16 protein-coding genes are annotated in these 19,906 nt (G+C 48.5%); 8 read left to right on the plus strand and 8 right to left on the minus strand.

The window, feature by feature from the left end:
* Positions 1-15 precede the first annotated feature (15 nt).
* Both recF and gyrB read left to right on the plus strand, forming a co-directional pair.
* Positions 16-1,098 carry a DNA replication/repair protein RecF gene (gene recF, locus CWI82_RS00620; protein ID WP_130202319.1) on the plus strand — a complete coding sequence of 361 codons (1,083 nt, stop codon included), beginning with the start codon at positions 16-18 and terminating at the stop codon, positions 1,096-1,098.
* Between the two features lie 11 nt (positions 1,099-1,109).
* Complete coding sequence (gene gyrB, locus CWI82_RS00625) at positions 1,110-3,530, plus strand: DNA topoisomerase (ATP-hydrolyzing) subunit B (RefSeq protein ID WP_130202320.1); 2,421 nt, start codon at positions 1,110-1,112, stop codon at positions 3,528-3,530.
* A 107-nt stretch (positions 3,531-3,637) separates the two neighbouring features.
* Here the strand turns inward: gyrB and glyS are convergent, their stop codons facing one another.
* Both glyS and glyQ read right to left on the minus strand, forming a co-directional pair.
* Entirely contained in the window at positions 3,638-5,704 is a 2,067-nt protein-coding gene (gene glyS / locus CWI82_RS00630) for a glycine--tRNA ligase subunit beta (protein ID WP_130202321.1), read from the minus strand.
* 2 nt (positions 5,705-5,706) lie between these two features.
* The gene (gene glyQ, locus CWI82_RS00635) at positions 5,707-6,630 is read right to left on the minus strand and encodes a glycine--tRNA ligase subunit alpha (RefSeq protein ID WP_130202322.1); all 924 of its coding nucleotides are present in this window, start codon (positions 6,628-6,630) and stop codon (positions 5,707-5,709) included.
* A gap of 82 nt (positions 6,631-6,712) precedes the next feature.
* Between glyQ and CWI82_RS00640 the strand changes: the two genes are divergently transcribed.
* From CWI82_RS00640 to tusA, 3 genes are read left to right on the plus strand one after another with little or no spacing between them, the layout of a single operon-like run.
* Positions 6,713-7,306: a DNA-3-methyladenine glycosylase I gene (locus tag CWI82_RS00640; RefSeq protein ID WP_130202323.1), complete on the plus strand. Its 594-nt coding sequence runs from the start codon at positions 6,713-6,715 to the stop codon at positions 7,304-7,306.
* Positions 7,307-7,319: 13 nt separating this feature from the next.
* A complete protein-coding gene (locus tag CWI82_RS00645) occupies positions 7,320-7,799 on the plus strand; it encodes a GNAT family N-acetyltransferase (RefSeq protein WP_092857998.1) in 480 nt (159 codons plus the stop codon).
* A 57-nt stretch (positions 7,800-7,856) separates the two neighbouring features.
* Positions 7,857-8,093: a sulfurtransferase TusA gene (gene tusA / locus CWI82_RS00650; protein WP_130202324.1), complete on the plus strand. Its 237-nt coding sequence runs from the start codon at positions 7,857-7,859 to the stop codon at positions 8,091-8,093.
* A 153-nt stretch (positions 8,094-8,246) separates the two neighbouring features.
* On the opposite strand, the gene fadA is transcribed toward tusA, so the two are convergent.
* Positions 8,247-9,410: an acetyl-CoA C-acyltransferase FadA gene (gene fadA, locus CWI82_RS00655; RefSeq protein ID WP_130202325.1), complete on the minus strand. Its 1,164-nt coding sequence runs from the start codon at positions 9,408-9,410 to the stop codon at positions 8,247-8,249.
* Positions 9,411-9,439: 29 nt separating this feature from the next.
* Positions 9,440-11,581 (minus strand): fatty acid oxidation complex subunit alpha FadB, encoded by a 2,142-nt coding sequence (fadB, locus tag CWI82_RS00660; RefSeq protein WP_130202326.1) that lies wholly within the window; start codon positions 11,579-11,581, stop codon positions 9,440-9,442.
* 126 nt (positions 11,582-11,707) lie between these two features.
* On the opposite strand from fadB, the gene CWI82_RS00665 reads away from it, so the two are divergent.
* The 3 genes from CWI82_RS00665 to CWI82_RS00675 are packed head-to-tail and all read left to right on the plus strand — an operon-like array spanning position 11,708 to position 15,766.
* Positions 11,708-13,687, plus strand: a complete 1,980-nt coding sequence (locus tag CWI82_RS00665; RefSeq protein ID WP_130202327.1) for a transglycosylase SLT domain-containing protein — start codon at positions 11,708-11,710, stop codon at positions 13,685-13,687.
* 7 nt (positions 13,688-13,694) lie between these two features.
* On the plus strand, positions 13,695-14,315 hold the full coding sequence (locus tag CWI82_RS00670) for a YigZ family protein (protein ID WP_130202328.1): 621 nt from the start codon (positions 13,695-13,697) through the stop codon (positions 14,313-14,315).
* Positions 14,315-15,766: a TrkH family potassium uptake protein gene (locus CWI82_RS00675; protein WP_092857986.1), complete on the plus strand. Its 1,452-nt coding sequence runs from the start codon at positions 14,315-14,317 to the stop codon at positions 15,764-15,766. Before CWI82_RS00670 ends, CWI82_RS00675 begins: the two co-directional genes overlap by 1 nt.
* Here the strand turns inward: CWI82_RS00675 and trkA are convergent.
* From trkA to def, 4 genes are read right to left on the minus strand one after another with little or no spacing between them, the layout of a single operon-like run.
* On the minus strand, positions 15,763-17,139 hold the full coding sequence (gene trkA, locus CWI82_RS00680; protein WP_092857984.1) for a Trk system potassium transporter TrkA: 1,377 nt from the start codon (positions 17,137-17,139) through the stop codon (positions 15,763-15,765). The two genes, CWI82_RS00675 and trkA, sit on opposite strands and share 4 nt — an antisense overlap.
* Positions 17,136-18,443: a 16S rRNA (cytosine(967)-C(5))-methyltransferase RsmB gene (rsmB, locus tag CWI82_RS00685; RefSeq protein WP_130202329.1), complete on the minus strand. Its 1,308-nt coding sequence runs from the start codon at positions 18,441-18,443 to the stop codon at positions 17,136-17,138. Before rsmB ends, trkA begins: the two co-directional genes overlap by 4 nt.
* Positions 18,440-19,402: a methionyl-tRNA formyltransferase gene (gene fmt, locus CWI82_RS00690; protein ID WP_130202330.1), complete on the minus strand. Its 963-nt coding sequence runs from the start codon at positions 19,400-19,402 to the stop codon at positions 18,440-18,442. The genes rsmB and fmt overlap by 4 nt, the downstream gene beginning before the upstream one ends.
* Positions 19,392-19,898 (minus strand): peptide deformylase, encoded by a 507-nt coding sequence (gene def, locus CWI82_RS00695; protein ID WP_130202331.1) that lies wholly within the window; start codon positions 19,896-19,898, stop codon positions 19,392-19,394. The genes fmt and def overlap by 11 nt, the downstream gene beginning before the upstream one ends.
* Positions 19,899-19,906: the final 8 nt, after the last annotated feature.

Raw genomic sequence — 19,906 nt, forward strand, 5'->3', positions numbered from 1 at the left:
GCATCGTGGTCGTTTATGTACCTGGAATCACTGTCGCTTACTAATTTTAGAAACTTTGCTGCGGCGACAGTGACGCCAAGTAAGACGGTTAATATTATTTCTGGCGCAAACGGTAGCGGTAAAACAAGTTTAATTGAGTCGATTTATTGTCTTGGATTTGGACGCTCGTTTCGGCCTGGAACGTATCGTCAGCTTATCCGACACGAACAAGAACAGTTTGTCGTATTCGCCAAGTTAACAGAGCAGAATGGCGAGAAGCACCAAGTTGGTTATCAACGGAATCATGCTGGTGAAGTTCAACTACGAATCGATCAAGCCAAAGAGAAGCGCTTTTCCTCATTGGCGCGAATGGTTCCCGTTCAGTTGATGACGCCAGAGAGTATAGAGCTTGTTTTAGGCGGCCCTAAAGTTAGGCGGCAATATATCGATTGGGGAGTGTTCCACGTGGAACATTCCTTTTATAACGACTGGATTGGTTTTGCTAAGTTATTAAAACAGCGAAACAGCCTATTGAAAATGAAACGGTTTGATCAAGAGCACCGCTATTGGGATGAACAGTTTGCGAGTTTCGGTGAACGCATTCACTCGCATCGAGAGAATTACGTTAACGCATTTGTGCCAGTATTAAAGACGCGGCTAGCAGAGTTTTTACCGAATTATGAATTTGAGTTTCAGCTTCGCTCCGGTTGGGAAAAGGGGAGTCGTCTAGGCGACGCGCTCGTTAAACATCGCGAGCAAGATATCCGATATGGGCATTCAACAGTCGGACCGCACAAGGCGGAACTAAGAATTTTGGCCAACGGTGAAGATGTTAAAAACTTACTTTCTCGTGGGCAATTGAAGCTACTTGTCGCTGCACTTAAATTGGTGCAAGGTGAGTACCTTCAACAGAAAACTGGCGTACAATGTATCTACTTGGTAGATGACATTACGGCCGAATTGGATTCGGTAAGTCAGGAGAAGTTTTGTGGTGCGCTTGTCGCATCCAAGTCACAGGTTTTTGTATCGGCGATTGATGGTAGCGACGTAAGTGGACTACTCAAAACCGAAGATACGAGAATGTTCCACGTGGAACATGGAACCGTCAAGGAACAATAGAGAAGCTAATTATGGCAGAAAACAATTACGATTCGTCCAGTATTAAAGTCCTTAAAGGGCTTGATGCAGTTCGCAAACGCCCAGGCATGTACATTGGTGATACTGATGACGGCACTGGTTTACATCATATGGTGTTCGAGGTTGTCGATAACTCGATCGATGAAGCGTTGGCAGGACACTGCAAAGACATTCTCGTGACGATTCATTCCGACGGCTCAGTATCAGTTCGAGATGACGGTCGTGGTATTCCTGTTGATATCCATCCGGAAGAAGGTGTTTCGGCTGCTCAGGTCATCATGACCGTTCTGCACGCCGGTGGTAAATTCGACGATAACTCTTATAAAGTATCGGGCGGTTTGCACGGGGTAGGTGTGTCAGTTGTTAACGCGTTGTCAGATAAGTTATTGCTGACTATTCAACGTCAAGGCCACTCATACCAGCAAACTTACAAGCTTGGTGACCCAGTTGCACCGCTTGAGCAAATCGGTGATACCGATAAGACCGGAACAGAGATTCGTTTCTGGCCAAGTCCGACAATTTTTAGCGATATCGAATTCCATTACGATATTCTCGCGAAGCGTTTGCGCGAATTGTCGTTCTTGAATTCAGGCGTATCCATTATCCTTAAAGATGAGCGCAATGAACGCCAAGACCACTTCAAATATGAAGGTGGTATCTCAGCCTTTGTTTCATATTTGAATAAAAATAAAACACCAATTCATCAGAACGTTTTTCACTTTACCAGTGAACGGGAAGACGGTATTTCAGTTGAAGTTTCGATGCAGTGGAATGACTCATTCCAAGAAGGCATCTACTGTTTTACCAATAATATTCCACAGCGTGATGGTGGTACTCACTTAGCCGGTTTCCGTGCGGCGCTAACGCGTACACTGAATACCTATATGGAAAAAGAAGGTCTCAACAAGAAATACAAAACCAACGCGACCGGTGATGATGCGCGCGAAGGTTTGACTGCTGTTGTTTCTGTCAAAGTACCTGATCCAAAGTTTTCATCGCAAACAAAAGATAAATTAGTTTCATCTGAGGTGAAATCTGCTGTTGAACAAGCGATGAATGAGAAGCTATCTGACTTCTTGTTGGAACAACCTGGCGACGCCAAAATTATTGTTGGCAAAATTATCGACGCCGCTCGAGCTCGAGAAGCTGCACGGAAAGCACGTGAAATGACACGTCGCAAAGGTGCATTAGACTTAGCCGGATTACCAGGTAAGCTTGCCGACTGCCAGGAAAAAGACCCAGCACTTTCTGAACTCTACATTGTGGAGGGTGACTCTGCGGGTGGTTCTGCGAAGCAGGGTCGTAACCGCAAAAACCAAGCGATTCTGCCTTTGAAAGGTAAAATCCTGAACGTCGAGAAAGCACGCTTCGACAAGATGTTATCTTCACAAGAAGTAGCAACGCTTATTACTGCCCTAGGTTGCGGCATTGGGCGTGACGAATATGACCCAGATAAAACACGTTATCACCGTATTATCATCATGACCGATGCTGACGTCGACGGCTCGCACATTCGTACGTTGCTGTTGACCTTCTTCTATCGTCAAATGCCGGAATTGATTGAACGCGGTTATATGTATATTGCTCAGCCACCACTTTATAAAGTGAAAAAGGGCAAGCAAGAAACCTATATTAAAGATGATCCAGGTCTTATCCAGTACCTGACGAGTCTTGCACTTGATGGTGCGTCATTGCACGTAACGAGCGATGCTCCGGGTATCAGCGGTGCGCATCTCGAAACGTTGGTGAACGACTACCAGTTGGCACAAAACTCTATTAAACAGCGTCTGTCACGTCGTATGCCAGAAACTTTCTTGCAACGTCTACTTTACGCTCCGCGCCTGACGGAAGAAATGCTTAAAAATCAACAGGCTATGACTGAATGGGCGGGGGCGTTACAAAACGATCTCACAACCCGAGAAGTCAACTCTGCAACATATACGTTGTCGGTGAACCATGATGAAGAACGTAATCTCTATTTACCTGTGGTTATCGTCCGTCGTCATGGTATTGATACGCCGTACCCGTTGAGTTACGAGTTCTTAATGTCTCGTGACTACGATCAGCTCGTTTCAATCGGTGAGAAGATCAACGGCCTGGTAGAAGCTGGTGGCTTTGTACGTCGTGGCGAAAAAGAAAAGCCGGTTAGCGACTTTGTTGAAGCCGTCGAATGGTTAATCAGCGAATCCAAGCGTGGCATCTATATTCAACGTTACAAAGGTTTGGGTGAGATGAATCCAGAGCAATTGTGGGAAACTACAATGGATCCTGAAACTCGTCGTATGCTTCGCGTAACTATTGAAGATGCAATTGCGGCAGACCAACTATTCACTACTTTAATGGGTGATGATGTTGAACCACGCCGTGCGTTTATTGAAACGAATGCGCTGAAGGTTGCGAATCTTGACGTGTAGTTGAATAACAGTGACAAAAAAGGGGAGCCAATTGGCTCCCCTTTCTTATTTTGGAAACAAAGAAACAAGGCCAGTTATCAAGTAACCTGAATCTTATGTTGCTTAGTTTAATTTAAAACCGAAATGTCCGCAATTTGTAAGAACAACTCACGTAAATTTTGTAATAGCGCGAGTCGATTCTGACGTACGGCGTCGTCATCAGCATTAACCATAACGTTATCAAAAAACGCGTCTACCGGCTCTTGTAGCGATGCTAATGAAGATAGTGCTTCAGTATAGTTACCAGCCTGCAAAGCCGCCGCTGAAGCCTTTTTAGCGCTGTTAATCGCGTTTGCAAGGGCGCGTTCTGCATCCTCAGTCAACAACGATGCGTTAACGTCGCTCGGAAGCTCGCCTTCAACTTTCGCTAAGATGTTACTTACACGCTTATTGGCTGCGGCAAGCGCGTCTGCAGCAGCTAGATTACGGAACTCAGTGACGGCCTTCACACGCAAGTCGAAATCCACCGGTTTGGTCGGACGGCGCGCGAGTACCGCCTGAATCACATCAACTGCGATACCTTGTTCTTGATACCAAGTACGGAAGCGACCGAGTAGAAAATCAACCACGTCGTCTTGAACATTGTCAGCGGTCAATAATTTGCCGAAGCTTTGACGCGACTTCGCTACCAACGCTTCCAAATCCAAAGGATAGTTACCTTCAACAATAATACGCAATAAACCAATGGCTGCACGGCGCAGGGCAAATGGGTCACGGTCGCCTTTAGGTGTTTGTCCGATACCAAAAATGCCTACTAACGTATCAAGTTTGTCAGCAATAGCGACCGCTGCACCTTCAGGTGACTGTGGCAAATCGTCACCCGCGAAGCGTGGCAAATAATGCTCATAAATTGCTTGTGGAACGCCTTCCGCTTCGCCGTCATGACGAGCGTAATGCATGCCCATAACACCCTGTGTTTCTGGGAATTCCAGGACCATTTGCGCGGCGAGGTCGGCTTTACATAAGTAACCAGCGCGTTCTGCAACGGTACCGTTTGCAGCTAAATCATCTGCAATGTCGCCAGCGACAGCAGCAATACGGTCTGATTTATCTTTAATCGAGCCAAGTTGCTTCTGGAACAAAATATTTGCTAAACCGTCAACACGGTCAGCCAACTTAACTTTCTTGTCCGCTTCAAAGAAGAACTGGGCATCGGCGAGGCGAGGGCGTACAACTTTTTCGTTACCCGAAATGATTTGTGCCGGATCTTTTGACTCAATGTTGGTAATGAAAATAAACGCAGGTAACAGTTGGCCTTGTTCGTCTTCCAACGGGAAATAACGTTGGTCATCTTTCATGGTAACGATCAGCGGCTCTTTCGGAACTGACAAGAAGGCTTTATCAAACGATGCTGATAATGCGACTGGCCACTCAACCAAAGCGGTTACTTCATCAATCAGGTCGGTATCTTCAACAACATGACCACCAAGCTCGTTGGCTAATTTATTGATGCCTGTCACGATAATCTCGCGGCGCTTGGCAAAGTCACCAACCACCCAAACCGATTCCAGAGCGGCTTCATAATCGTCTGCGTGTTTTAGTGTTGTACCTTGCGGCGCATGGAAGCGATGCCCCTGAATATGGGTGTTTGAGCTAACATCCAAAATGGTGCCTGGCACTAACTCGGCGCCATACAGCATGGTGATGGTTTTCACTGGGCGAATAAACTGTGCGCTACCGCTGCCCCAACGCATTGGTTTTGGAATTGGTAGCTTTTTCAGCGCGGTTGCCACCAACTCAGGCAATACTTCCGCCAACGGCTGTCCTTGAACCTCGGCTTTGTAGAGTAGCCATTCACCTTTATCCGTCACTAAACGCTCTGCTTCAGCAACTGTAATACCATTGCCGCGAGCCCAGCCTTCGGCTGCTTTTGTCGGGTTGCCGGCATCATCAAATGCTACGTTAACCGCTGGACCACGCTTTTCCACAACTTTATCAGCCTGTTGCGATGCCAATTCAAACACTTGAACGGCTAAGCGACGAGGTGAGGCGTAGGATTTCACTTTCGCAAATGTAAAATCATTCTCTTTTAATAGATTGCTGAGGTTTTCCGTAAATGAGTCGCTCAAGCCTTTCAATGCTTTTGGAGGAAGCTCTTCGGTGCCAATTTCAACTAACAACGTCTCGTAGCGCACAATTAAGCTCCTTCTTTTACAACTGATTTATCTTGAACAAGGGGAAAACCTAGGGCTTCGCGAGCGGCATAATAAGCTTCAGCACAGCCTTTTGCCATGGTACGAACACGTAAGATATAGCGTTGGCGCTCGGTTACAGAAATCGCATGCCGCGCGTCTAAAAGGTTGAATGCGTGGGATGCGCGCATTACCTGCTCATAGGCAGGAAGCGGAAGATTGACTGATAGTAAGTGCTCACACTCTTTCTCGCATGAATCAAAGCGTGCAAACAATACATCAACATCGGCATGCTCGAAATTGTACGTTGATTGCTCCACTTCATTCTGATGGAACACATCACCATATAAAATCTTCCCACGCGGACCATCGGTCCAAACGAGGTCATAAATGCTATCTACGCCTTGAATATACATTGCTAGGCGCTCAAGACCATAGGTAATCTCGCCAGCTACTGGCTTACATTCTAAACCACCAACCTGCTGGAAGTACGTGAACTGTGTTACTTCCATACCGTTTAACCAAACTTCCCAGCCAAGCCCCCAAGCACCCAGCGTTGGTGACTCCCAGTTGTCTTCGACAAAACGAATGTCGTGAACCAGCGGGTCGAATCCAAGCATTTCAAGAGAACTCAAGTAAAGCTCTTGAATATTAGAAGGCGAAGGCTTCAGTAATACTTGGAACTGATAGTAGTGTTGTAGACGGTTTGGGTTTTCGCCATAGCGGCCGTCGGTTGGACGGCGACACGGTTGCACATACGCAAAGCTAGCCGGCTCTGGGCCAACTGAGCGTAAGAACGTCATCGGATGGAAAGTGCCGGCACCAACTTCCATATCCAGCGGTTGTACCACAGCGCAACCTTGCTGCGCCCAGTAATCTTGAAGGGCTAAAATGAGCCCCTGAAATGTTTTTACATCGTAGCTAGCCATGCGATATCTCGTGCTGATTTTTAAACCAAATTGGCGTAAATTATACCCTGTGTTGACGCGAGGTTACAGGATACCGTGCGAAATGACGAAAACTATTCATCGCTGCAGCTGGTGTGGCACCGACCCTGACTATGTTCATTATCATGACACGGTATGGGGACAACCTGTCAAAGATAGCCAAGAGCTCTTTGCGAAGCTGTGTCTGGACGGGCAACAAGCTGGCCTGAGTTGGATTACTATCTTACGCAAACAAAAAAATTATGAAAAAGCCTTTTGCGATTTCAATCCACACGACATTGTGCAGTTGTCGTCCGAATACCAAGCTAGTTTGATGCATAACGCTGGCATCGTTCGCAATCGATTAAAAATTGAGTCGATTTTCAAAAACGCTAGGGCATACCTTGCTCTACAAGAAAAAGGCGTTAAATTTAATGAATTTCTATGGCAGTTCAGCGATGGACAGCCGAGAATTTTCGCTCGGCAGGGTGGTGACATTCCCACATCAGACGAAGTTTCTGATACTATGGCGAAAGCCCTTAAAAAAGCCGGCTTTAGCTTTGTTGGTACCACCATTTGTTATGCGTTTATGCAAGCAGTAGGCATGGTGAATGACCATGTTGTGTCATGCCATTGCTATGAACCAACCTGCGACGCTATGCGCCGTTTCACACTATAGATAAGAGTTGATCATGTTAGAGATTGTCCTTGCTGACTACAGTAATCCGAAGCACCGTCAAGCGGTTATCGATATGTTAGATGACTATGCGCGCGATCCAATGGGTGGCGGCGAAGCACTTCCCGAAGCCACCCGCGAAAATTTGATTGATGAAATGGCCAAGCGTGATCATGTTTTCTCTATTCTTGCCTATGTTGATGACCAGCCGGTTGGACTGGCTAACTGCGTTGAAGGTTTTTCGACGTTTGCGGCGAAACCGGTCATGAATATTCATGATATCGCGGTTATTAAACCATTCCGCGGCCAAGGTATCTCGAAACGTTTGTTACAAGAAGTGGAAACCTTGGCGCAATTCCGTGGTTGTTGCAAACTCACCTTAGAAGTATTGCAAGGTAACGAGCCTGCAAAAATTGCCTACGAAAAGTTCGGCTTTAAACCTTATCAGCTCGATGATGCGATGGGTAAAGCTGAGTTCTGGCAGAAATACCTGTAACGACGTTAGTCGTTAGTCGTTATTAGTTACTCGTTATTCGTGGAGTGATAAAAAAGCATGACGGGAGAAGCGACCTCACAGCTGGATACTTTGGGGCTTCGGTGTCCAGAGCCAGTCATGATGCTGCGTGTGGCTATGCGCAAACTGAATCCGGGTGACACGCTTGAAGTGATTGCAGACGACCCAGCAACCACGCGCGATATCCCGAGCTTCTGCCGTTTTATGGATCATGAGTTGCTGTTAGCGGAAACGGAATCTCAGCCCTACCGCTACCTCATCCGCAAGGGCAGCTAAATACAAAGACGATATTAGCTGTTAGATATTCGATATTAGTTTAAACAAAAAGACCGCTAAGCGATATGCTGTAGCGGTCTTTTTTTGTAATATCCAATATCCAATATCCAATATCCAATATCCAATATCTTATATCGAATATCGCCGTTGCTTTTACACGCGTTCGAAGACGGTGGCGATACCTTGGCCTAAACCAATACACATCGTCGCCACACCCAACGTCGCATCTTTGCTTTCCATCAAATTGATCAGCGTGGTCGAGATACGCGCACCGGAACAGCCGAGTGGGTGACCCAAGGCAATTGCGCCGCCGTTCAAGTTAACTTTCTCGTCCATCACGTCAAGCAGACCAAGACCTTTGAGTACAGGCAACGATTGAGCTGCGAACGCTTCGTTGAGCTCCCATAAATCGATGTCTTTCACATCAAGGCCGGCGCGCTTAAGCGCTTTTTGTGTTGCTGGCACTGGGCCGTAACCCATAATTGAAGGGTCACAACCGGCTACTGCCATCGCGCGAATACGCACTCTTGGCGTTAAGCCAAGTTCTTTCGCTTTATCGGCTGACATGACAAGGCAAGCTGCCGCGCCATCAGACAAGGCTGACGAGGTACCTGCAGTCACGGTGCCGTTCGCTGGGTCAAATACCGGACGTAAGGCTCCAAGGCCTTCAACGGTCGTTTCTGGGCGAATCACTTCGTCATTTTTCACTAAGTGTAAAATGCCGTCAGCATCGTGACCTTCTAACGCCAAGATTTCTTTAGCGAAACGGCCTTCAACAGTTGCAGCGTGAGCACGTTGATGCGAACGAGCACCAAATGCATCCTGCGCGGCACGGTCGATACCGAACTTGCGAGCCAATAATTCTGCGGTCATGCCCATGCTACCGGCGGCACGTGCGACTGATTTGTTCATACCTGGATGAAAATCAATCCCGTGCGTCATCGGTACATGGCCCATGTGTTCAACACCGCCAGCAATCATAATTTCACCGTCGCCATGCATAATGGCGCGCGCGGCATCGTGGATCGCTTGCATGGATGAACCGCACAGACGGTTCACGGTAACCGCTGATACCTGGTGTGGAATACCGGCAATCAATGCTGCGTTACGCGCAATGTTGAAACCTTGCTCTAGAGTCTGTTGTACACAACCCCAATAAATATCTTCTAATTCGTTAACGTCGACTTGCGGATTGCGCTCCAGCAAACCTTTCATTAAATGCGCCGATAAATCTTCGGCGCGAACATTGCGAAAAACACCGTTTTTCGAACGACCCATTGGGGTACGAATACAATCGACAATCACTACGTCTTTCATAAAATCCTCCGTTAGCGCTGCGCTACTGATTAACCGGCCAGGTATGATTTGCCTGACTTCGCCATGTCACGCAGGCCATCGGTTACTTGATACATTTCACCTAAGTGCGCGTACTTGTCGGCCAATGCAATAAACTTGTCGAGACCAACAGTTTCAAGGTAGCGGAATGGTCCACCACGGAATGGCGGGAAGCCAAGACCGTAAAGCAGCGCCATATCGCACTCAGCGGCACTGGCAACGATGCCTTCTTCTAAACAACGTACGCATTCGTTCACCATAGGCACCATGCAGCGCGCAATGATTTCATCGGCATCTAATTGCTTGTCGCCAATTGAAAGCATCTCGTAAACTTCAGGTGCTTTTTCTTTAGCAGGGCGACCTTTCTTGTCAACGCCGTAGTTGTAAAAGCCTTTGCCGTTTTTCTGACCAAAACGCTCAGCAGCAGCTAATTTTGCAATCGCACTACTGGTGTCACGCGGCATACGACTTGGAAAGCCCTCTGCCATCACGACAGTGCAGTGATCAGCCGTGTCGATGCCGACAACATCGGACAAGTATGCAGGACCCATTGGCCAGCCGAACTGACGTTCCATTACTTTGTCAATGCCAGCAAAATCAACGCCTTCATCAACCATACCTGCGAAGCCGGCAAGGTAAGGGAACAACACGCGGTTCACTAAGAAGCCTGGGCAGTCGTTCACCACAATTGCGGTTTTACCCATGCGCGTTGCGTAGGCAACCACCGCAGCAACCGTTTCATCAGAGGTTTTTTCGCCGCGAATCACTTCAACCAATGGCATTTTGTGTACAGGGTTGAAGAAGTGCATGCCGCAGAAGCGTGACGGGTCTTTCAAGTTTTTCGCTAGGCGGTCAATTGAAATGGTCGACGTGTTCGAGACGATAATCGTGTCATCATCCACCACACTCTCCATTTGCGCGAGTACTTTGCCTTTCACATCTGGATTTTCAACAACGGCCTCGACGACAATGTCGACGCCTTTCACGCCTTCATCGAGTAACGTCGGGGTAATTGAAGACAATACTTTGGCCATTTTCTTATGGTCCATACGGCCGCGTTCGACCAATTTACCAAGAATTTTGCTGGCTTCAGACATGCCCAAATCAAGTGCTTCTTGACGAATATCTTTCATCACTACCGGCACGCCTTTATAGGCTGATTGGTACGCTATGCCGCCGCCCATAATGCCGGCGCCAAGCACTGCTGCGCGCTTAATTTCTTTAGTTGCTAACTTGCCAGCTTTCTTAGCTTTACCTTTCACTAATTGGTCAGCCATGAAGATGCCGACTTGTGCACGGCAAGCGTCGGTTTGGGTTAAGCCAACAAATGCAGCGTTTTCTGCATTCAATGCTTCTTCACGACCATGCTTGGCACCGTCTTCAACCGCTTTAATCGCTGCGTGTGGCGCTGGGTAGTGTTTACCAGCTTGTGCCGCTGCCATTGCTTTGGCGGTGACAAAGGTCATGGTAAGTTCAGTATCGTTCGCTTTTAACGGCTCGAGTTTCGGCTGACGTTTTGCGCGCCAATCTAAGTCGCCGCTTACTGCCGCTTTTACCATGCTCAGGGCTGCATCACGCAGTTTTTCTGGCATCACAACGGCGTCAACGAGGCCAATTTTGAGCGCATCTTCAGGCTTGTTATTTTTACCTGTGGTAATTAATTCCAGCGCGTTGTCAGGGCCAATAATGCGCGGTAAACGCATGGTGCCACCGAAGCCCGGAATCAAACCCAGTTTTACTTCTGGCAAGCCGATAACGGCGCTGGTGTCGACCACACGGTAATCACACGCAAGCGTCGCTTCACAACCACCGCCCAAAGCAAACCCAGCAACAGCGGCAACTGTTGGTACTGGCAAGTCTTCGAGCTGATCAAAAACGCGAGATGCTTTGGCAACCCAAACTTTGGTTTGCTCTACATCGGCAAATAATGTGAGGAATTCTGTAATGTCAGCACCTACAATGAATGTAGGCTTCGCACTGGTGACAATCACACCGCGCAGATCTTTGTCGTTGGCCAATTCAGTTAAAGCTTGGCTGAATTCTTCCAAGGTTTTCTGGTCAAACTTGTTCACAGAGCCTGCGGCTGCGAATTGAAGCTCGGCAATGCCGTCTTCTACAAATTCAACCCGAATGCTATCACCCTGATAAATCATATTCGGTCTCCTTGAGCGTTTACTGATAATCAGATTGCTTTCGGTTAAAGTGGTTCTTATAGTCGCCCTAGAGTGTGGCCTTATTGGGGCAAATTTTCAATGATTTTTTAAACGTGCGTTTGAATTATGTCGAAGTGGTATCAACAATTTTGTACGGTTTTACTGTGTGCGAGTATTTTAGTTAGCGGTATTCACGCGAGTGAAGCGCAAACTGCTCAGGCTACTGCAAGCCCTATTGATGTGCGCGCACAACAACGCGAACTATTTTTAGAGGCGGAAGCGGCGTTAAAAAATCGTCAGTTAGACGACTATTCGCGCCTCATTGAAGCCTTAGGCGCATACCCTCTAGTACCTTATCTTGAAGCGGATTATATTCGTTTACTCGCCACTCCTAAAGATGATGCCCGGGTGAGTGAATTTCTCAATCAACACTACCTTTCGCCGTTAGGCTGGCAAGTTCGCTCGGTCTGGTTAGATAAACTCATGGACGACCATCATTACGAGCAGTTTCTGAGTTACTATGAGTATCCAGGAAGCATTCGTCACCAGTGTTTCGCTGTTTACGCACAACTCGCCACAGGCACTGGCGATACCAAGCCAATCTTACGGTTGGTGAATGATATTTGGCTAACTGGCGAGTCATTGCCGAAAGACTGCGACCCAGTTTTAGAAGCTTGGACAAATGCCGGCATGCGCACTGCCGATATGATTTGGCAGCGTATAGTGCTTGCTGCAGAGGGTGGTCGACATACCCTGATTCCCTATTTACAGAAATTACTGCCAGAAAACATGCAGTATCTAGCCGAGCATTATCATCGGGTGCGCCGCAACCCTGCTAATTTAACTCAAAGAAAATATTTATCCAGCGACTTCCCCAAGCACGAAACACAAATTGTAACCTATGGCTTAGGGCGGCTGATTTGGCGTGACCCAGACGCAGCGCTAGCGCTTATGGATAACTTGCCTGCCCACATAAATTTTTCTGCTGAGCAGTATTTGCTGTTACGGCAAACGTTCGCAGTCGCTTTAAGCTTAAAAGACCATGACCAAGCGAGTCGTTGGCTCGCTCGATTGGATGCGACCGAACATACTGATGCGACGTTGCACTGGCAACTTGCAGAGTGGTTGCGGGAGGGCGCTTGGACACAGATCATGAGCCTTGTTCCACGTTTACCAGACACTCAGCGCGAATCAGATCAGTGGCAATATTGGTTTGCTCGGTCGCTTGAGGCTCAAGGTTTTGTGCCGGTATCTAAGCAAATTTTTGAACGTCTAGCGCAACAACGTAGCTATTATGGTTTCTTGGCAGCAGCAAAACTAAAACAGTCGTTGTCGCTCAGTCGCGAGGCGCTCGAACTGCCTCCAGAACAAATCAGCCGTGTACGGCAGCTGCCGGGTGTGCAGCGCGCATACGAGTTGCGGGCGTTGGACAGAGGGCTCGATGCGCGACGTGAATGGAATAGCTTACTTGAACATTTACCACCCGATGATCAGCGGGCTTTGGCTGTTATTGCCAGTGATTGGGGCTGGCATGATCAAGCGATTTATACGCTTGGCACATTGGGTGAGTACGATGCGATTGCACAGCGCTTTCCGACTGCCTATCTGGAAGAACATCAGCAGTTTTCCGATGCCGCGAATATTGATGTGAATTGGGCATTAGCAGTGTCGCGGCGTGAAAGTGCGTTCCGTGACGATGCACGATCACACGCCGGTGCCTACGGCCTCATGCAATTACTCCCGAGCACCGCTAACTTAGTTGAACGTCGTGATGTTAGCGTGCACGAGCTATTTAATCCGTCGTACAATATCCGTCTTGGTACACGATACCTTGCAGACTTGCAGCGCCGCCTAGGCGATAATTGGATCTTGGCAACAGCGGCGTATAATGCAGGCATTTATCGCGTTTATGATTGGCTTCCGGCACAACCTATGGAAGTTGACCGTTGGATTGAGCTGATTCCTTACGCAGAAACGCGAAATTATGTGAAGAATGTATTGGCCTATCAGCAAATTTACCGCACGTTACGTGAGAACGAGCTGCAGCCCGAATTATTTGGTGAGTTAGTGCCGATGCAAATTAGTGGCGCACAGCTCAAACGTTAGGAAAGCTATGAGTGGATATCGGGTACCGAGCGCACCGGCAACCCATGAAGTGATTATCAAAAATAGTCGCTTTATTGCTTCGGCACGCCATGTGGAATCAGCCGCAGAACATCAGCAGCATATCCGCGACTGCCAGCAACAATGGCCTGGCGCAAGTCACTATTGCACCGCAGCGCTTTATGCAGCGCCAACTGATAGCCAAAAGTACGCGATGAGTGATGATGGTGAGCCTTCCGGTACCGCTGGGCGGCCGATGTTTCATGTATTGCAAAGTAGCGGCATTGGTGAAATTTCGGTGGTCGTCACACGATACTTCGGTGGTGTTAAGCTAGGTACGGGCGGTTTACAGCGAGCTTATAGTCAAGCGGTAAGCGACGTGCTTAAAGTTTTGACTTGTCATGAAAAAGTACTACGCAAAGCGGCTCAGATAAACTACGATTATGCAGACCAAAGTGTGGTTTCGCATATGCTGCAACAATATGATGCAGAGATTACAGCGCAGCAATTTACAGCGCATGTTGAAGCGACGTTAGCGGTTGTGGCTGACACTGCACTTGAACTGCAATCCGACATAAAAAATGCTACGCAAGGGCGCGTAGTCATCACAATTATAAATGAGGACGGCTAGTGCGCTTTCGCGGCATACTTCGTATTCTAGGATTACTGATTTGTCTATTTAGTGCGACATTGATCCCACCTGGTATCGTCGCGCTAATTTACGAAGACGGTGGTGGCGTTGCCTTTTTGCTGGCGTTTATTGTCAGTATTATCGTCGGCTTTTTGGTCTGGTACCCCAATCGCAATGAACGTTCTGACCTTAAGGTTCGTGATGGCTTTTTGCTCACCGTATTATTTTGGACGGTACTTGGCTCGGTAGGGATTCTGCCATTATGGTTTACCGCAGAAGTGCCGCTGTCGATTACCGATGCTGCGTTTGAGTCGTTTTCAGGTCTCACAACAACCGGCGCAACTATTCTCACTGGTATTGAACACCTCCCACACAGTATTCTTTTTTACCGCCAGCAGCTCCAGTGGTTGGGTGGTATGGGTATTATCGTCCTTGCGGTGGCAATACTGCCAATGCTCGGCATTGGCGGCATGCAGCTGTATCGGGCAGAAATTCCGGGGCCACTAAAAGATGCGAAAATGACACCGCGTATTGCAGATACCGCGAAGCATCTTTGGTATATCTACGTTGCTTTAACCGCCGTTTGCGCGATTGCCTATAAACTTGCTGGAATGGGGTGGTTCGATGCCATTGGCCACGCTTTTTCGACCATTGCTGTCGGCGGCTTCAGCACTTACGATGCCAGTATGGGGTATTTTGATAGCTCGCTGATTAACACCATTTGTGTGGTGTTTTTACTCCTGTCATCAATTAATTTCGCGGTGCACTATGCGGCAATCACCGGCCGTTCGCTGTGGGGCTACTTTAAAGACCCGGAAGCGCGTGGGTTTATATTCATTCAAGTGGTTTTGATCATCGTCGTGTTCATGACGGTGCTGGTGCACAAAGTTTTTGATAATACCGAAATCGCCTTCAATCAAGCGATGTTTCAAGCCGTATCCATCAGTACTACGGCAGGCTTTGCAACGGCAGATTTTGCCAGTTGGCCGCTATTTCTTCCCATTCTTTTAATCTTCGCGAGTTTCATAGGTGGTTGCGCAAGTTCAACAGCTGGTGGTTTAAAAGTAGTGCGCGTTTTGTTGCTTTTCCGCCAAGGGGTACGTGAACTGAACCGGTTGGTGCATCCGCAAGGCATGTACTCGGTAAAACTAGGGCAGCGTATTGTGCCGCCGCGGGTGGTAGAAGCGGTTTGGGGATTTTTCGCCGCTTATGCGTTGGTGTTTGTGGTGATTATGCTAGGGCTATTGGCAACGGGTCTTGACGATATTACTGCCTTTTCGGCAACAGCCGCCTGTCTCAATAACTTAGGCCCCGGGCTTGGCGAAGTCGCTGCTAACTACGCGGGTATTTCGGATACCGCCAAATGGCTGCTCGTGGTCGCGATGTTGTTTGGACGCCTCGAAGTGTTCACTATCTTGGTGTTATTAACGCCGACCTTCTGGCGTAGTTAGAAGAATAGGGCGCTTGGTTGGAACAGGCGCTCCACTTCGCGAATATACTTCTTATCAACCAAGAACAGAATAACGTGGTCATCGGCCTGTAATACCGTATCATCGTGAGCAATCAGTACTTCATTCCCACGCACAATTGCACCAATGGTTGTGCCTGGCGGCAGCTTGATTTCATCAATGGTTTTACCGATAACTTTTGAGGTCTTTTCGTCACCGTGCGCTATGGCCTCAATCGCCTCTGCAGCGCCCTTGCGAAGTGAGTAAGCGTTTACTATGTCGCCTTTTCGAATCAACGATAGCAGCGCTGAAACTGTTGCGCGTTGCGGCGAAATAGCAATGTCGATAACGTTGTCTTGCACAAGATCAACATAGGCCTGGCGCTGAATCAGCACCATGGTTTTCTTGGCCCCTAGTTTTTTTGCTAACATCGCGGACATGATGTTTGCTTCGTCATCGTTGGTTACCGCAATAAACACATCCATATCTTCAATATGTTCTTCCGTGAGCAAGCGCTCATCAGACGCGTCACCTTGCAAAATCGTGGTGTTTTGTAAGCTTTCGTTGAGTGCTTCGGCGCGCTCTTTATTGTGTTCAATCAGTTTGACGCGATGGTTTTCTTCTAGCAATGCGGCCAGGCCAGCACCAACATTACCGCCACCAGCAATCATTACGCGACGGTATTGATGCTCAAGCTTTTGCATTTCTTCCATCACCATCCGCACGTAACGGGTGTCGGCAATAAAGAAAATTTCATCGCCGGCCTCAATAATGGTGGTCCCCATCGGTTTGATGGCTTGGCCCTGACGAAATATTGCCGCAACCCGCGTTTCCACATTCGGCATATGGCTTTTTAATGTTGATATCGCATGACCGACGAGTTTACCGCCATAATAGGCTCGCACGGCAACAAGGCTGGCGCGACCGCTAGCAAACTCCATCACTTGTAAGGCGCCTGGATAATCGACGAGACGTTTAATATAGTGAGTCACCTGTTGCTCAGGCGAAATCAGATGGTCGACGGGGATGTCGTCTTTGTGAAATAGCTTATCTTTGTAATCGCTGTATTCCTGTGACCGAATCCGAGCAATTCGTTTCGGTGTGCGATAAAGCGTGTAAGCAATTTGGCACGCTAACATGTTGGTTTCGTCACTTGGCGTAACCGCAATCAGCATGTCGGCGTCTTCGCATCCCGCTTGTCGCAGCACGCGTGGGTGCGAAGCATGGCCTTCTATGGTACGAATATCGTGAAGTTCAGACAGGGCTTCAAGGCGCCCCTTGTCGGTATCAACAACGGTAATATCGTTATCTTCGCCGACCAAGTTTTCTGCTAACGTGCCGCCAACTTGTCCACCGCCTAAAATCACTATTTTCATTTGCGCTTTTCCAGTTTTGCGTAATAAAACCCGTCGCCATTATTGTCACCGGGTAACCATTGCCACTCTACTGCGCCATCGGGTTTCGTTGCAACTGCTATTGCATCCGAATGTGCTTGTTTAAATGCTTCAATTTGCGATGTATTTTCTTCAGCTAGTATAGAACATGTCGCATAAAGTAGGGTGCCGCCCGGCTTCAGCGTTGGCCATAAAGCGTTAAGAATTTGCTGTTGAATATGCACTAGCTCAGCAATATCGCTATCGCGACGGAGCCATTTTATATCTGGATGACGACGGATAACACCGGTAGCTGAACACGGTGCATCGAGTAAAATCCGGTCAAACAGCTGACCATTCCACCACTCGGTATTCGTCGCATCGGCTTGGCGCACTTCAGCGTTAAGCTTTAATCGCTTTAAATTATCATGGACACGCTGCAATCGTGGCGCATCGGCATCAATCGCAAGTACTTGGGCCTCTGGTTGTTGCTCTAAAATATGAGCGGTTTTACCACCTGGCGCCGCACAGCAATCGAGAATGCGCTCGCCGGCTTGCGCGTTGAGCAACCAAGCGGCATGTTGCGCTGCAATATCTTGAACTGAAACCCAACCATCTTGAAAGTGCGGTAACTGTTGCACATCAACTGCCTGAACAAGCTGGATAGCGGTTTCGAGTGGTGCTTCGGTTATTGCTTCTATCCCGGCGTCGCTGAGTAATTGCAGGTATTCGGCACGATTCGTATAGCGTGAATTGATTCGCAACCACATCGGGGCTTGCCCGTTGTTAGCGGTAAAAATTGCTTCAGCCTGCGCAGGATAATGTTGTGTAATTAGGTCAGACAACCAACGCGGATGATTGTGCAGGAGCGCTGGTTTACGAGCGAGTTGTTGCTGTAACTCTGGCAGTTGACGTTGCAGGTTACGCAGCACACCATTGACTAAGCCTTTTTGTTTGCCGCGCTTAAGTAATACAGCAGCATCAACGGTTGCCGATACCGCAGCGTGCTCAGCCGACCCCATGTAAACCAACTGATACGCACCAACGAGGAGCAAACTGTGCAGGATCTTGAGTTCGCCTTTCAACGGCTTGCTGATTAACGCACCGACCATGAAGTTGAGCGCTGGTAAATATCGCAGTGTGCCGTAGGCTAGCGCCTGCGCCATGCCTTTATCGCGTGGCTCCAAGTGTTTATTTAAACTGGGTAGTGCTTGGCTGAGTGAGCGCCCCTGTTCCACAACTTGAAACACGGCCTGCGCAGCAACAGCGCGACTCTCGGCTCCGGGGCGCACGTTACGGTGCGTCATGATTTTACCTGAGGGAGCGTCGTACCCGGCGTAAACCAATCACTGCGCCCATTGAGGAAGTCGGCGGCCGGCATTGGTTTCTTACCTGCTGGCTGTAATTCAAGTAGCCGCAAAGCCCTATCGGTGGTTTGTACCACGACACCATGTTTATCCGCTTGCAAGATTGTACCTGGCGCTGCGTTTGCGCCAGCGACGACATCGGTACGCCAGACTTTGACGATTTCACCGTTATCGCAAGCGAGCCAACAAATCGGCCAAGGATTAAAGGCTCGTACCCAGCGTTCGAGCGCTGCAGCAGGTTGTTGCCAATCTAACTGCGCTTCCTCTTTGCTAAGTTTTTTGGCATAAGTGGCTTGAGCATCGTTTTGCGCAACCGCATTATGTTGCAACCGTTCTAAATCAAGCAGCGCTTCGCATAACGCCTGCGGGCCTAACTCAGCCAGTTTACTATAAAGCGTCGCTGACGTATCGGTGGGTAAAATAGGCAATCGGGCTTCGAGTAATACCGGACCAGTATCTAAACCTGCTTCCATCTGCATGACAGCCACGCCAGTTTCTTGATCACCAGCCCAAAGTGCCCGTTGTATCGGGGCGGCACCACGCCAGCGCGGCAGCAATGAACCGTGCACGTTGACGCACCCGAGTCTTGGCGTATCTAAAACGATTTGTGGCAACAATAACCCGTAAGCCACCACCACCATCACATCGGCGCGATAATTGGCTAACGTTGCTTGCGCATCGGCTTGCTTGAACGACTCGGGCTGCTCAACCGGAAGCTCGTGTTGCAGCGCGAGTTGTTTTACTGGGCTGGCTTGAAGCTTTTTGCCGCGACCGGCGGGCCGGTCGGGCTGGGTGTATACGGCAACAACGTCAATGTTGGCAGCGTCGATTAATGCCGCTAAGTGCTGCGCCGCAAAATCTGGCGTGCCAGCAAAAACGACTTTCAGCTTATTCGGCATGCAGACGCGCTTCTTTTTCGAGTTTTTTACGAATACGGTCGCGTTTTAGCGGCGACAAGTAGTCAACGAACAGCTTACCATTGAGATGATCGAGTTCGTGTTGGATACAGATGGCCAGTAAACCCTCGGCGGTGAGTGAGAACTCTTCGCCGTTTTTATCAAGGGCTTTCACCGTGACTTTGCCGGCGCGCTCTACTTTTGCGTAAACGCCTGGGAACGATAAACAGCCTTCTTCATTGGTGAAATGGCCGTCTTGTGCTGTAATCTCTGGGTTAATAAACACCAGTGGTTCGTTCTGATCTTCACTACAGTCAGCAACGAATAGGCGACGGTGAATATCGACCTGGGTAGCAGCAAGACCAACGCCGTTGGACTCGTACATGGTTTCAAACATGTTGTCGATGTCCGCTTTGAGGGCATCGTCAACTTGCTGAATTGGCTGTGCGACGGTGCGTAATCGCTCGTCTGGATATTTTAAAATTGTTAATTTACTCATAACCTTTC

This window comes from Pseudidiomarina tainanensis (assembly GCF_004214835.1).
GTDB classification, from domain to species: Bacteria; Pseudomonadota; Gammaproteobacteria; order Enterobacterales; family Alteromonadaceae; genus Pseudidiomarina; species Pseudidiomarina tainanensis.

Excerpts from the sequence above, each read along its gene's own strand:
- recF (WP_130202319.1), top strand. The coding sequence starts at position 16 with ATGTACCTGGAATCACTGTCGCTTACTAATTTTAGAAACTTTGCTGCG.
- gyrB (WP_130202320.1), top strand. The coding sequence starts at position 1,110 with ATGGCAGAAAACAATTACGATTCGTCCAGTATTAAAGTCCTTAAAGGG.
- glyQ (WP_130202322.1), bottom strand. The coding sequence starts at position 6,630 with ATGGCTAGCTACGATGTAAAAACATTTCAGGGGCTCATTTTAGCCCTT.
- CWI82_RS00640 (WP_130202323.1), top strand. The coding sequence starts at position 6,713 with ATGACGAAAACTATTCATCGCTGCAGCTGGTGTGGCACCGACCCTGAC.
- CWI82_RS00645 (WP_092857998.1), top strand. The coding sequence starts at position 7,320 with ATGTTAGAGATTGTCCTTGCTGACTACAGTAATCCGAAGCACCGTCAA.
- tusA (WP_130202324.1), top strand. The coding sequence starts at position 7,857 with ATGACGGGAGAAGCGACCTCACAGCTGGATACTTTGGGGCTTCGGTGT.
- fadA (WP_130202325.1), bottom strand. The coding sequence starts at position 9,410 with ATGAAAGACGTAGTGATTGTCGATTGTATTCGTACCCCAATGGGTCGT.
- fadB (WP_130202326.1), bottom strand. The coding sequence starts at position 11,581 with ATGATTTATCAGGGTGATAGCATTCGGGTTGAATTTGTAGAAGACGGC.
- CWI82_RS00665 (WP_130202327.1), top strand. The coding sequence starts at position 11,708 with ATGTCGAAGTGGTATCAACAATTTTGTACGGTTTTACTGTGTGCGAGT.
- CWI82_RS00670 (WP_130202328.1), top strand. The coding sequence starts at position 13,695 with ATGAGTGGATATCGGGTACCGAGCGCACCGGCAACCCATGAAGTGATT.
- trkA (WP_092857984.1), bottom strand. The coding sequence starts at position 17,139 with ATGAAAATAGTGATTTTAGGCGGTGGACAAGTTGGCGGCACGTTAGCA.
- rsmB (WP_130202329.1), bottom strand. The coding sequence starts at position 18,443 with ATGACGCACCGTAACGTGCGCCCCGGAGCCGAGAGTCGCGCTGTTGCT.
- fmt (WP_130202330.1), bottom strand. The coding sequence starts at position 19,402 with ATGCCGAATAAGCTGAAAGTCGTTTTTGCTGGCACGCCAGATTTTGCG.
- def (WP_130202331.1), bottom strand. The coding sequence starts at position 19,898 with ATGAGTAAATTAACAATTTTAAAATATCCAGACGAGCGATTACGCACC.